Origin of the sequence: Nocardia callitridis (assembly GCF_039543305.1) — a bacterium.
GTDB classification, from domain to species: Bacteria; Actinomycetota; Actinomycetes; order Mycobacteriales; family Mycobacteriaceae; genus Nocardia; species Nocardia callitridis.
In genome coordinates, this window is record NZ_BAABJM010000001.1 from 1045040 (window position 1) to 1057159 (window position 12120).

At 66.5% G+C, this 12120-nt stretch carries 13 protein-coding genes; 5 read left to right on the forward strand and 8 right to left on the reverse strand.

The features are described 5' to 3' along the window. Nucleotides 1–4 precede the first annotated feature (4 nt). On the reverse strand, nucleotides 5–1039 hold the full coding sequence (fbaA, locus tag ABEA50_RS04470) for a class II fructose-bisphosphate aldolase (RefSeq protein ID WP_345493727.1): 1035 nt from the start codon (nucleotides 1037–1039) through the stop codon (nucleotides 5–7). A gap of 330 nt (nucleotides 1040–1369) precedes the next feature. On the opposite strand from fbaA, the gene ABEA50_RS04475 reads away from it, so the two are divergent. After that, entirely contained in the window at nucleotides 1370–2032 is a 663-nt protein-coding gene (locus ABEA50_RS04475; protein WP_345494650.1) for a DedA family protein, read from the forward strand. 7 nt (nucleotides 2033–2039) lie between these two features. Next, nucleotides 2040–2708, forward strand: a complete 669-nt coding sequence (locus tag ABEA50_RS04480; RefSeq protein WP_345493728.1) for a DedA family protein — start codon at nucleotides 2040–2042, stop codon at nucleotides 2706–2708. Nucleotides 2709–2717: 9 nt separating this feature from the next. Here the strand turns inward: ABEA50_RS04480 and ABEA50_RS04485 are convergent, their stop codons facing one another. The 3 genes from ABEA50_RS04485 to ABEA50_RS04495 form a co-directional block, all read right to left on the reverse strand. Further along, the gene (locus ABEA50_RS04485) at nucleotides 2718–3836 is read right to left on the reverse strand and encodes a glycoside hydrolase family 76 protein (protein ID WP_345494651.1); all 1119 of its coding nucleotides are present in this window, start codon (nucleotides 3834–3836) and stop codon (nucleotides 2718–2720) included. A gap of 205 nt (nucleotides 3837–4041) precedes the next feature. Continuing rightward, nucleotides 4042–4725: a TrmH family RNA methyltransferase gene (locus ABEA50_RS04490; protein ID WP_345494652.1), complete on the reverse strand. Its 684-nt coding sequence runs from the start codon at nucleotides 4723–4725 to the stop codon at nucleotides 4042–4044. Nucleotides 4726–4791: 66 nt separating this feature from the next. Next, complete coding sequence (locus tag ABEA50_RS04495) at nucleotides 4792–5127, reverse strand: DUF4190 domain-containing protein (RefSeq protein ID WP_345493729.1); 336 nt, start codon at nucleotides 5125–5127, stop codon at nucleotides 4792–4794. A gap of 90 nt (nucleotides 5128–5217) precedes the next feature. Here ABEA50_RS04495 and ABEA50_RS04500 point away from each other — a divergent pair, with 90 nt between their 5' ends. The 3 genes from ABEA50_RS04500 (at nucleotide 5218) to ABEA50_RS04510 (ending at nucleotide 7900) form a co-directional block, all read left to right on the forward strand. Beyond that, nucleotides 5218–6600: a sensor histidine kinase gene (locus ABEA50_RS04500; RefSeq protein ID WP_345493730.1), complete on the forward strand. Its 1383-nt coding sequence runs from the start codon at nucleotides 5218–5220 to the stop codon at nucleotides 6598–6600. Beyond that, complete coding sequence (locus tag ABEA50_RS04505) at nucleotides 6597–7256, forward strand: response regulator transcription factor (RefSeq protein ID WP_345493731.1); 660 nt, start codon at nucleotides 6597–6599, stop codon at nucleotides 7254–7256. The genes ABEA50_RS04500 and ABEA50_RS04505 overlap by 4 nt, the downstream gene beginning before the upstream one ends. Nucleotides 7257–7324: 68 nt before the next feature. Continuing rightward, nucleotides 7325–7900 carry a Uma2 family endonuclease gene (locus ABEA50_RS04510; RefSeq protein ID WP_345493732.1) on the forward strand — a complete coding sequence of 192 codons (576 nt, stop codon included), beginning with the start codon at nucleotides 7325–7327 and terminating at the stop codon, nucleotides 7898–7900. Between the two features lie 393 nt (nucleotides 7901–8293). Here ABEA50_RS04510 and ABEA50_RS04515 read toward each other — a convergent pair whose 3' ends face one another. From ABEA50_RS04515 to ABEA50_RS04530, 4 genes are all read right to left on the reverse strand, one after another. Then, nucleotides 8294–8995 (reverse strand): lysoplasmalogenase, encoded by a 702-nt coding sequence (locus ABEA50_RS04515; protein WP_345493733.1) that lies wholly within the window; start codon nucleotides 8993–8995, stop codon nucleotides 8294–8296. Between the two features lie 4 nt (nucleotides 8996–8999). Further along, on the reverse strand, nucleotides 9000–10058 hold the full coding sequence (locus ABEA50_RS04520) for a beta-ketoacyl-ACP synthase III (protein ID WP_345493734.1): 1059 nt from the start codon (nucleotides 10056–10058) through the stop codon (nucleotides 9000–9002). A gap of 41 nt (nucleotides 10059–10099) precedes the next feature. Continuing rightward, nucleotides 10100–10708 (reverse strand): orotate phosphoribosyltransferase, encoded by a 609-nt coding sequence (gene pyrE / locus ABEA50_RS04525; protein ID WP_345493735.1) that lies wholly within the window; start codon nucleotides 10706–10708, stop codon nucleotides 10100–10102. A gap of 120 nt (nucleotides 10709–10828) precedes the next feature. Then, the gene (locus tag ABEA50_RS04530) at nucleotides 10829–11983 is read right to left on the reverse strand and encodes a type III secretion system chaperone family protein (protein WP_345493736.1); all 1155 of its coding nucleotides are present in this window, start codon (nucleotides 11981–11983) and stop codon (nucleotides 10829–10831) included. Nucleotides 11984–12120 lie beyond the last annotated feature (137 nt).

Genomic DNA, 12120 nt, shown 5'->3' on the forward strand with positions numbered 1-12120 from the left:
TGGGTCAGGCGCTGATCGACCGCCCCGCCGACTTCAAATCATTGCACGCCTCGAGCACCCGCGCCGACATCGATGTCTCGGCCTTCTTCAGGTAGCTGCGCGGATCGTAGACCTTCTTGTTGCCGACCTCGCCGTCGATCTTCAGCACACCGTCGTAGTTGGCGAACATGTGCGAGGCGATCGGCCGGGTGAACGCGTACTGGGTGTCGGTGTCGACATTCATCTTCACCACACCGAAATTCAGCGCGTCCTCGATCTCCGACTTCAACGAGCCGGAACCGCCGTGGAAGACGAAGTCGAACGGCTGCGCGTCCGCGCCGAGACCGAGCTTGTCGGCGGCCACGCGCTGCCCCTCGGCGAGCACGTCCGGGCGCAGCTTCACATTGCCCGGCTTGTAGACGCCGTGCACATTGCCGAAGGTCGCGGCGAGCAGGTACTGGCCGTTCTCGCCGGCACCGAGCGCGTCGATCGTCTTACGGAAATCCGCCGGCGAGGTGTAGAGCTTGTCGTTGATCTCGGCCTCGACACCGTCTTCCTCACCACCGACGACACCGATCTCCACCTCGAGGATGATGTTCGCCGCGTGCGTCGCCTTCAACAGCTCCTTGGCGATCTCCAGGTTCTCGTCGATCGGGATCGCCGAGCCGTCCCACATGTGCGACTGGAACAGCGGGTTGCGCCCCTGCTTCACCCGCTCCTGCGACAGCGCGATCAGCGGACGCACGAAGCCGTCCAGCTTGTCCTTGGGGCAGTGGTCGGTGTGCAGCGCGATGGTGACGTCGTACTTCGCCGCGACCACGTGCGCGAACTCCGCCAATGCCGTCGCGCCGACAACCATGTCCTTCACACCCTGACCGGAACCGAATTCCGAGCCACCGGTGGAGAACTGGATGATGCCGTCGCTGCCCGCCTCGGCGAAGCCCTTGATGGCCGCGTTGATCGTCTCGGACGACGTGCAGTTGATCGCCGGGAAAGCGAACGAATTCGCCTTCGCCCGAGCGAGCATCTCGGCGTAGACCTCCGGAGTCGCGATGGGCACTGTAAGACCTCCGTGTTGTTGCGGGGGGCGGCAAAAACCTGATTTGTCCGACCTACATCTGGCCATAAGACTAGGGCAGGACCCCCGCGCCGTACCCCTCGCCCGGACGATTGGCCGTGCACGTCGGACCCCTTCCACCGGCAGCATCGCCCACATCAGGGATTTCTCAGTCGAACCCGGTACTGTGGTCGCGGTAATCGCGCTGGCGGCCGCCGCGATGGTGGCAAAGCAAGGTGGCCAGCTGTATTCGGGACAGGAGGCCACGTGATTCTGCTGGCAGCGACAGAATCGGTGACGAGCAACATCGCGCTGACGCAATTGCTCGACCCGATGCACTTGCTGACCGATACGTGGCTCAAGAACGCGGTCCTACCCGCCATCCTCGTGATGGTCTTCATCGAAACCGGACTGCTGTTCCCGATCCTGCCCGGCGACTCACTGCTGTTCACCGGCGGCCTGTTGGCCGCGCATCCGGCGCCACCGGTCTCGATCTGGGTGCTCGTGCCCGCCGTCGCGGTCACCGCCTTCGCGGGTGATCAGTGCGCCTATTGGATCGGCAGGTCCATCGGCCCCGCACTGTTCAACAAGGAAGACACCCGGCTGTTCAAGAAGCGCTACGTCACCGAGACGCATGAGTTCTTCGAGAAGCACGGGCCGAAGACGATCATCCTCGCCCGGTTCGTGCCGATCGTGCGCACCTTCATGCCGGTGCTCGCGGGCGTCTCCAAAATGGACTACCGCAAGTACGTGTCCTTCGACATCGTCGGCGCCATCCTGTGGGGTGGCGGCGTCACCGTGCTCGGCTACTTCCTCGGCAATATCGCGTTCATCCGCGACCACATCGAAGCCATCTTCCTGCTGATCGTGCTGATCTCGATTTTGCCGGGCATCTTCGCGATCGGCCGCAAGCTGTTGGCCCGAGGCGACAGCAAGGCCGACGACACCGAGCCCGAGCCAGAGCTCGCCGCCCCGGCGAACGATTCGACCCGCTGAGCCCCCAATGTCCACCGCGTCCCTAGCAATGGGCAACTTCGATCCGCTGATGTCGGCGGGCCCCGCGCTCGTCTGGACGGTAGTGCTCACCTTCGTGTTCCTCGAATGCGCGGTGATCCTCGGCCTGTTCCTGCCCGGCGACTCCATGCTGATCACCGCGGGCATCGTCATGGCCTCGCACGCCTCGGGCGAGAAGCACGTCTGGGCGCTCGCCGTCGGCACGATGATCGCCGCGATCGCGGGCAATCAGGTGGGTTACGTCATCGGCAGCCGCACGGGCCACCAATTGGTGGCGCGCAAGAACGGTCGCTATATCAACACCCGTAACCTGCAACGCGTCTCGGATCTGCTGCAACGCCACGGGTTCCTCGCGGTACTGGTGGCACGGTGGATCCCGTGGGTACGCACCCTCTGCCCGACCGTCGCGGGTGCCGCGCAGATGGATCACCGCAAATTCACCATCGCCAGCACCATCGGCGCGATCATCTGGGCGCCGGTGCTGCTGTTGATCGGCTACTACGCGGGCAACTTCCTCGACCGTGTGCCGTGGCTGATGCCGATCGTGATCGGCACGCTGGTGCTCACCCTCGTCGTCGGCACGGTGATCGGCGTTCGACACTATCGGCGCGAGCTCGCCAAGCCCGCCGAGGACTTCGCGGTATCGCCGACGGCCTGAATCGGGCGACTACAACCCCGCCGCGGCCACCTGGTAGGCGGCCTCCATCAGCATCCAGCCCGACAACTGCACCGACAGATCACGCTCGGGAACACGCGAGGACGTCACCGAACCCCCCTCGGTGAAGTGCGCGCCGCCCGCGCTGGCGTCAGGCAGTTGCGCAGCGGTGCTCCAGTCGTGGCCGAACAGCGGCTCACCCTCGACCTCCAGCCGATTGGCCCACGCGGCGTTCGCGCTGAGCCGCACGATGTCGGCGGCGTCGAAGCGGATGGCCTGGTGTTTTTCGTCCGTGCCTGGCAACGACACCGCGAGCAATGCGAGGTAGCGCACCAGGATCCCGTTGAACAGCCCGCCGTCGCCACCGTCACCGGCGTGGACCACGCCGCGCGTCGTCATGTGCTCTTCGACGGCGCTCAGCAGGCGACGCACCCGCGCGAGGTGGTTGGCCTGGCCGGTACGCAAGAGGAGTTCGGTCTCCAGGCCGAGCACGACCCCCTGGCAGTAGGTGAAGACCGGGCGTTCGATCTCACCGGAGGGCAGGTGAATGCCGTCGAGGATCAGTCCGGTCTCCTCGTCGCGCAAGGTCGCGTCCAGCCAGTCGGCGATCTCGGCCGCGCGATCGAGATGACCGAGCCGCAGCAGGGCGATGGCGGCGGGACCGTTGGCGGGCGTATTGAAGTAGTCCGCACCCACCCGCCACGGGATGGCGCCGACCTTCGCGTCCCAACCGTCGTGCAACTGTCGTTCCAATGCGGACAACGCCGTGTGCGTGTGCCCGATGCCCAGCGTGCGTTGAGCGCGTTCGACGGCGAGCGCGAGCCACGCCATGTCGTCGTAGTAACGGTTGGTCCAACCGGTGAGGTTACGCAACCGATGCGAGCGCACGATCGTGGCGACTCGCTTGCGGCGCAACGGAGTTGGTGCGCGGTTCGCGGCATCGATCGCGCAATCGACGAGATGCGCCTGCCACCAGTAGTTCCACGAGAAGAACAGCCGTTCACGCAGCGTCGCCGGCCAACCGACCACGCCGAGTTCGGTCGCTGGCAACGCCCACAGCGGACGCAGGTGACGCGAAACCAGTGCTGCCTCGGCAAGATCGGCGCGCTCCGACCACACCGCCGACGACATCCGCGCGTTCGCGGTGGAGGTAGGACGCGGGGCGGGGTACGGACCGAATCGCGCGATCGGCGACTTCGCGGGGGGCCGCCCGTTTCCCCCCGCGTCCGGCACGCCGAACTCCTCGCTGCCCGAAGTCATCTCCCTATCGTGCCAGGTTCCTGGCCCTTCGGTCGCCCGATCTGTTACGTATCCGACATCGGATTGTTGATTTTCGCTACCACGCCGCCGACAGATCCGCGTGCTGCGCGATCCAGGTGTGCATCGCGATGCCCGCGGCGACACCCGCGTTGATACTGCGGGTCGACCCGAACTGTGCGATCGAAACCGTCATCGCGGCAGCGGTTTTCGCGTGCTCGGTGACGCCGGGACCCTCCTGACCGAACAGCAGCAGGCAATCGCGCGGCAGCGCCGCGGTCTCCAACGGGACCGCGCCGGGCACATTGTCGACGGCCACGATCCGCAGTCCTTCGCGGTGGGCGAACGCCACCAACTCGGTGATATCCGCGTGGTGGGCGATGTGCTGATAGCGATCGGTCACCATGGCGCCCCGGCGGTTCCAGCGCCGCCGACCGACAATGTGCACCGCCGCCGCCGCGAACGCGTTGGCGGTGCGCACCACCGTGCCGATGTTCGCGTCGTGCCCGAAGTTCTCGATGGCGACATGGAACGGATGCCTGCGCTGATCGATGTCCTCGACGATCGCCGCACGGGTCCAGTACCGGTAGGCGTCCACCACATTGCGACGATCGCCCTCGGCGAGCAGCTCGGGATCCAACCTCGAGTCCTCGGGTGCGGGGCCCTCGTGCTCGACCGCCCATGGACCGACGCCGTGCGGATGCGCGCCCCACTCGGTGGGGCCCGCCTGCTGATCGGCGCCGAGCCGATCCGGGTCCGTCACCTGGTGGTCGGGGTGGTCGTGCACTGGCTGATTCACCCCGACGATGCTAATTGCGGCCGAGCGGCGTCAGGACCCGGTATCGGCCGAGACACCGATCACGACCGTCGCGACGATGACCACCACGATCACGAGGATGCTCAATACCGTGATGACCGTGGCGATGATGCCGCAGACGTAGCCCGCCTGCACGCTGCCGCGTCCACCGATCGTGCCGCCGGAGGCATCGATCTCGTTGAGCGCCCTACGCCCCATCACCCAGGCGAACGGGCCGAGGATCTGACACAACACCAGGCTCAGAATGCCGAGGATCATGATGAGGGTCGCGTTACTGTGGTCGGGCGGCGGCCCGTAACCGGGATAACCTTGGTAGCCAGGCGGCGGGGACTGCGGCGGATAGCTCATCACAGGATCGTATTAGGTGTAGCTGGCCACACCCCCTATTCGGCGGCCAGCTCCCTCGAAAACCACTGCGGCGGCGACAAGCATGGACCTATGACCGAAACACCTGTCGAATCGACCCTGGTACTGGGCACAGTGACCGAAACACCGCCGGCGAGACCACGATCGGCGGCGCGCGGCATCCGCGCCGTGCTCCTCGCCCCCTTCCAAGCGCAGACATGGAAGGAATTCGCCTACCTGCTCGCGGTTTTCATGCTCGGCGGGGTGGCCATCAGCTACCTGTTCACCGGTGTCGGCGGTGGTGCGCTGCTCGTCGTGACCATCATCGGTGCGCCGGTGCTGGCGTTGGTCCTGCTCGGTGGACGCCTGTGGAGCGTGATCTACCGCGCGTTGGCCAGGCACCTGCTCGATACCGACGTGCCGGAGCCGCCGCCCTTCGCGCCGAAACCGGGGCTGATCGGGTTCCTCGTCGGCGCATTCACCGATGCGGTGAGTTGGCGTGCGCTCGGCTTCCTGTTCCTCCAGTGCGCGATCGCGTTGGTCGGTGGCTATCTGCTGCTCGTCGGGATCGCGATGACCGTATTCACCGCCCTCTCACCGATTCCGTGGGTGCTGTTTCATCCGACCAATATCGATGCCGATGGCGTGGAGCATCATTCGCTCGGCCAGTTCGGTAACTACTTCATCGACTCGTGGCCGCGGGTCCTCGGCCTCGCCGCGATCGGCGTCATCGGCTGCTTCGTGCTGCCCTGGCTGCTGCGCGTGTTCTGCTGGGTGCAGCGGGTGCTCACGGTCGCCCTGCTCGGCGCGACCACGCGTGAGCAGCAGGTCATCGAGTTGCGCGAGGGTCGGCGTGCCGCAGTGGTGGATTCGGCGGCGACACTGCAACGCCTCGAACGCGACCTGCACGACGGCACCCAGGCCAGGCTGGTCACCATCGCCATGGCGCTCGGGCGCGCAGAGGATCGCCTCGCCGCGGGCAACGACCCGGGCGATCTGATCGCCGACGCGCGTGCCAGCTCCAAGGAAGCGCTGACCGAGCTGCGCGAGTTGGTGCGCGGAATTCACCCGCCCGCACTGGAATTGGGTCTCGAACCGGCCCTGGAGACCCTGACCGCGCGCTGCTCGATTCCGGTGCGACTGCGCGTGGACCTCCCACAGCGCCCGAGCTCCGCGATCGAATCCATCGCCTATTTCTCCACCGCCGAACTGCTCACCAATGTGATCAAGCACGCGGCGGCCACCGAGGCCTGGGTTTCGGTGCTTGCCACCGATGCGCGCACCATCACGGTGACCGTGCGCGACAACGGTATCGGCGGGGTGCGTCAACCCGCCGAAGGCGGATTGGCGGGGGGCAGTGGGCTGCTCGGACTCGCCGCACGCGCCAAAACCGTCGACGGCACGTTGACCGTGCACAGTCCACTCGGCGGGCCGACCGAAGTGAGCATCCGACTGCCCAAGGCGGGACCACGATGACCCGGCCCGAGGGTCTGCGCATCGTGCTCGCCGAGGACAGCGCCATCCTGCGCGACGGGTTGGCCGGGTTACTCACCGAGAACGGTCACGAGGTGGTCGCGATGGTCGGCGACGCCACCAACCTCGACGACATCGTCGCCACGCACAACCCGGATGTGGCGGTGGTCGATGTGCGCATGCCACCGAGTTTCACCGACGAGGGGCTGTTGGCGGCGATCGAGCTGCGCCGCAAATTCCCGATGACGGGCGTGCTGGTCTTCTCGCAATGGGTCGAAACCCGGTATGCCACCGAGTTGCTCGCCGGCGGCGCCAGCGGCGTCGGCTACCTGCTCAAGGACAGGGTCGCCGACGTACGCGAGTTCATCGACGCACTCACCCGAGTCGCCACCGGCGGCACCGCCCTTGACCCCGAGGTGGTGAGCCAACTGATGGGCGCCTCCCGCCAGCAAGACGCACTGACCCGCCTCACCCCGCGCGAACGCGAGGTACTGGAGCTGATGGCTCAGGGCCTGACCAACAACGCCATCGCCTCCGCCCTCACCGTCACCGAACGCGCGGTGGAAAAGCACATCGGAAACATCTTCACCAAACTCGACCTCCCCCCATCCGACACCCACCACCGCCGCGTACTCGCGGTCCTGCGCCTGCGCGGTTGACCGGCTCAGCTACCGCTGTCCTGTGGCAAACTGACACTAGGCGTATTCCATGTGGGGAGGAGGAAGCGATGACGGTCGTCATGTATCAACCGGATCATCTGCTGACCCTGGAGGAATGGATCGACATGCCGCAGGACAGCAGCCGCGGCTACGAGCTCGTCGAGGGGGTTCTGGTCGTGTCACCGAGGCCGGTGTCGCAACATCAGCGTGCGATCTGGCGGTTCGCCGCCCAGCTGGAGCCCCAGCTACCGCCGACGCTGGGTGTGCTGACCGAGGTCGAGGTGATCATCGAATCCGATCCGGTACCCACGGTGCGCGTTCCCGATCTGCTCGTCGTCCCCAGTGCCGGAATCGAGGAGAATCGTGCACGCTGGAATGCCGCCGATGTGCTGCTCGCGGTGGAGGTTCTCTCGTTGGGTTCCAAGCGCACAGACCGGATTACGAAATTCGCCGAGTACGCCGAAGCCGGGATCGAACACTATTGGCTCGTCGACCTGGACGCGCCCGCGAGCCTGCTGAGCTATCACCTTCGGGGCGAGCACTACGAGCCGGTCGGCGACCGCACGGGTCGGGTCGAGCTCGATCTCGGTACGTCACCGATTCGGATCGATACGACGACATTGACGAGCAATCGCGCGAGCTAGCGACACGCTATCGGATCCATTATGGCGTCGGCGTCACGATCACCGGCCGATCGCTCGGCAGCCCGGTTCGGCCTGTACTGCTCGAGCATCGACGAGCCGGCCTACGCTGCGGGGCAGTTCCTGACCGATCCGAGGAAGCCATCCCACTCGCGTACGCAAGACCAGCGTGTCGACGAACATGCCGATCAGGTCGTTGAGTGCGCGCTCACCGGCATCGGACGCATCCTGGGGCCGGCCCAGCGAATGGCGCCCTGAGTAACACAGCAGGGCAGCCGCCGGCAGCGAGCACGCCGCACACGACCACGCGGCGTCCGCTCATCGACTGGCGCAGATGACCACTCGATGGCGTCCTACGCGTTCGCGATCGAACCGGGTGATCGCGGGTTCGCGAGGCTAGGAGCGCGAAGGGGGTTGTGCGTGCGCCCGCGGATCGGCCAAGGCGAGCTGGGCCGTGGCGTAGGTCGCCAGGATGAGGGCCTCGGTGAGGTGGCGGGTGACCTCGCGGCGGGCGAACAGGCGGCGGAGCACGATCATGCCGTCGGACAGGGTGAACAGTAGTGCGCCGAGGGCGAGCCTGCTGCGTGGGTTTTTATCCGGAATCGATATGCCTGCAATGGTTTTCGAGTTCGGTGCTAGGCGAGGATCGGCGGCGAGGGTGCCCGCTACGGCGAGGGTGGCACCGTAGGCGGTGAGCGGGATCGACAACGGGCGCGCTCGCGCGGCGAGCAGGCCGGCGGCTGCGAGCCATCCGCCGACCCTCGGCACGGCGGCGGGGCCGGTCGCTCGCGCGCCGTGGCGCCACCACAGCACCGAATACCCGGTCTGCATGACCGCGAAGGAACTCGCGCCCGCGACGAGTCGACGATCGTCATCCGGATCCAGCAGGAACACATCGCCCAGGGTCGCCGCCGCGAGCGCACCGAACAGCACACCGCGATCGGTGCGCCCCATGGCGCCGCCCTCGACAAGGACATCGACCGCGAGTAACGGCATCAACAGCGGCTTGGCGACCCGTTGCACGCGGTCGCGCCCGGTCACCGCACCGAAAACCGTGGCCGCCGCGGCAACCACATACCCCACGCGCAGCCCGCGCACGGCGTCAGAAACTCGGTTCGTTCGGCTTCGGCGGCAACGTGACGACCTGACCGGCATAGCTGAGCCCGGCGCCGAAGCCGAGCAGCAGCGCCAACTGGCCGCCCTTGGCCTTACCGGTGACCAGCATCTCCTCCATCGCGAGCGGAATCGACGCCGCCGAGGTATTGCCGGTGTTCTCGATATCGTTGGCCATCGGAATGTCGTCGGCCAAGCCGAGATTCTTCTTCATCAACTCGTTGATCCGCGCATTCGCCTGGTGCGGAACGAACACGTCGATGTCTTCCTTCGCGACCCCGGACATCTCCAACGCCGCCGACAACGCTCTCGGCAAAGTGACCGCAGCCCAACGGAACACCCGAGGGCCCTCCATCCGCAACGACATTCGACCCACCGGATGCTCCGCCGGGTCGAGGCCCTGCATCTCCTGCGCCCGATGCATGTATTCGAGAAAGTCGATGTCCTGCATGATGGCCGCGGCATTCTCGCCGTCGCTGCCCCACACCGTGGGGGAAATGCCGTTGCTCTCGCTCGGGCCGACCACCACCGCGCCCGCGCCGTCACCGAAGATCATCGCGGTGCCACGATCGGTGGGGTCGAGGCCGACCGTCATCGTCTCGGCCCCGATCACCAGCACATAGTCCGCCGAACCCGCGCGAATCAAATCGGCAGCCACCCCGAGCGCATAGCCGAACCCACCGCATCCCGAGGTGAGGTCGAAAGCGGGGATGCCATTGATGCCGAGATCGAACGCCACCGAGGGTGCGCCGTGCGGCGTCAACGTCAACCAGCTCGAGGTGGCGAGGATCAGGGTGCCGATCTTGGTGCGATCGACACCGCTGTTGACCAGCGCCCGCTCACCCGCCGCGGCCGCGATCGAACGCAGCGTCTCGTCACCGCTGATCCACCGACGATTGCGGATGCCGGTGCGCTCGAAGATCCACTGATCGGTGGAGTCGAGCACCGCACAGACATCGTCATTGCTGACGACGCGCTGCGGGCGATATGCACCGATTCCGAGCATCGCGACGTTGTCGCGGCTGTTGTTGACTGCAATGCCCACCACTGGTGACTCCACCTGTTCGAGAAAATTAACCGTGGTTCAGGTTATCCCAGCGACAAATCAGCCAGTCCGAGGATCGAACGGTACTCCAACCCCTCGGCGGCAATCACCTGGTCAGCGCCGGTTTCACGGTCGACGACGGTCGCCACACCCACCACGGTGGCACCCGCGTCGCGCAGCGCGCGCACCGCGGTCAGCGGCGAGTTTCCCGTGGTGGTCGTGTCCTCGACCACCAACACCCGCTTACCGACGATGTCGGGCCCCTCGATCTGACGCTGCATGCCGTGCGTCTTGGCCGCTTTACGCACGACGAACGCATCGATCGCGCGCCCCGGCGCGTGCATTACCGCCAACGCCACCGGGTCCGCACCCATGGTGAGCCCACCCACGGCATCGAAGTCCCAGTCGGCGACGAGCTCGCGCAGCAGCTTCCCGATCAGTGGACCCGCGTCGTGATGCAGCGTCGCGCGGCGCAGATCGATGTAGTAGTCGGCTTCCTTGCCCGAGGAGAGCGTGACCTTCCCGTGCACCACCGCCAGCTCACCCACCAAGTGGGCTAGCCGACGCCGGTCGGAACCGGAGGCGGTCTCGTGCGTCGGCTCGCCGGCATCCGACGTGCCGCCAGGCGAGTTGGCGATAATTTCATCGATCATGTTCGAGTCCTTCCGCGTGCGATGAACAGGCGTGATTGCCGTTGAACCGCAAAGGGTCCGGCGATCATTCCGGCGACGCTAGCGCGTGCGGGACACGGGGGATCGACGCGGGCCGACCGATCACCGTGGCACGGGTCCCTGATACGGACGGAAGCCAGGATGGAACGGCCCGCCGGGACGTCCCTGCGGTCGCTCGGGTCGGTCGTCCTCGTCGGCACGTGGCGCGCGCTCGGCATCGAGGTGTTCGTCGTCGAGGTCGGGTTCCGCGCGCACCCTGGTCTTCGCATCGGGGACTACGGCCAGCGAAGGACGGCGCGGCGACTCCTCGCCGATCACCGGGGACAGCGGGGCGCGGTCGTCGTCGAAGTCGCGCTCCGGGTACTCCGATTCGGGGTCTTCCCGTCGACCGGAATCCGCGCGGTCGTCGAAACCGCGATCGTCGTAATCGTCGTAATCGCGGTCGTCGTAGTCGTTCTCGGCGAATCCCGCACCGGCGGGGCCACCGTCGTCCGCGGACTCCACGCTCTTGCTCATACGCGGCGCGCCGGGGCGGCGGCCGGCATCCTCGTGCAACACATGGTGTTCCGGGTCGTCCTCGGGGTGCAGGCGACCGCGGGGGCGCGGGCGACCGGGATCGTGGCCATCGTTGCCGAAGCGCGGCTCGCTGACCGGAGGCAACACGTGCAGCAGGCCCGAAAGGCGCAGCACCGCATCGATCGCCGCTTCCCATTCCCGCGAACTCGTCCCCACCGACAGCATGCCGAGTGTCCAGTTGCCCTCACTCCAGAGCATCTGTACCGAATCCGACAGCATCTCGATGAACGCGACCATCCGCTGATCCACCGCGTGCCTGGCGATCTCGGGGTTCGTCGCGAACACCACGCGGTCGCCGATCGCGCCGAGTAGCTCCAGATCGTGGTCCTTCGGCGGTGCCGCGGTCTTCAGGCGCATGTCGATGTCGATGTCGGAGCCGATCTGGCGACGCACCGCGACCAAGGTGGCGGAATCCTCCAGATCGAACAGCACGAACTTCTCACCCTTGCGGATGCCCGACACCACATCGACCGCGGACAGGTAACCCAACTTGGCCAGCGCACCGCGCCGCCACGTCGCCGGTAACGCGGGCTCCACCGATACATAGGTGTAGCCCTGCGCCTTCGCCCAGACCTGCCGCGCGTGACCGGTCCGCTGTCGCTGAATCCGATCGAAATACAGCAGCACGATCGCACCGACAAGCGCGATCGCCGCCAACCCGAACCACACTGGAGCCATCATCGCCCCCTAGCCTATCCAGCTCAGCGGCCGAATGCCCGTCACCGACCGGCCGTGGCGCGCGACCGAATCCGACGAGGATCGTATGGGGGTACCCGAGATTCGCCGGCGATCGCCCCGAAGGGCTACTGCGCGTGGGT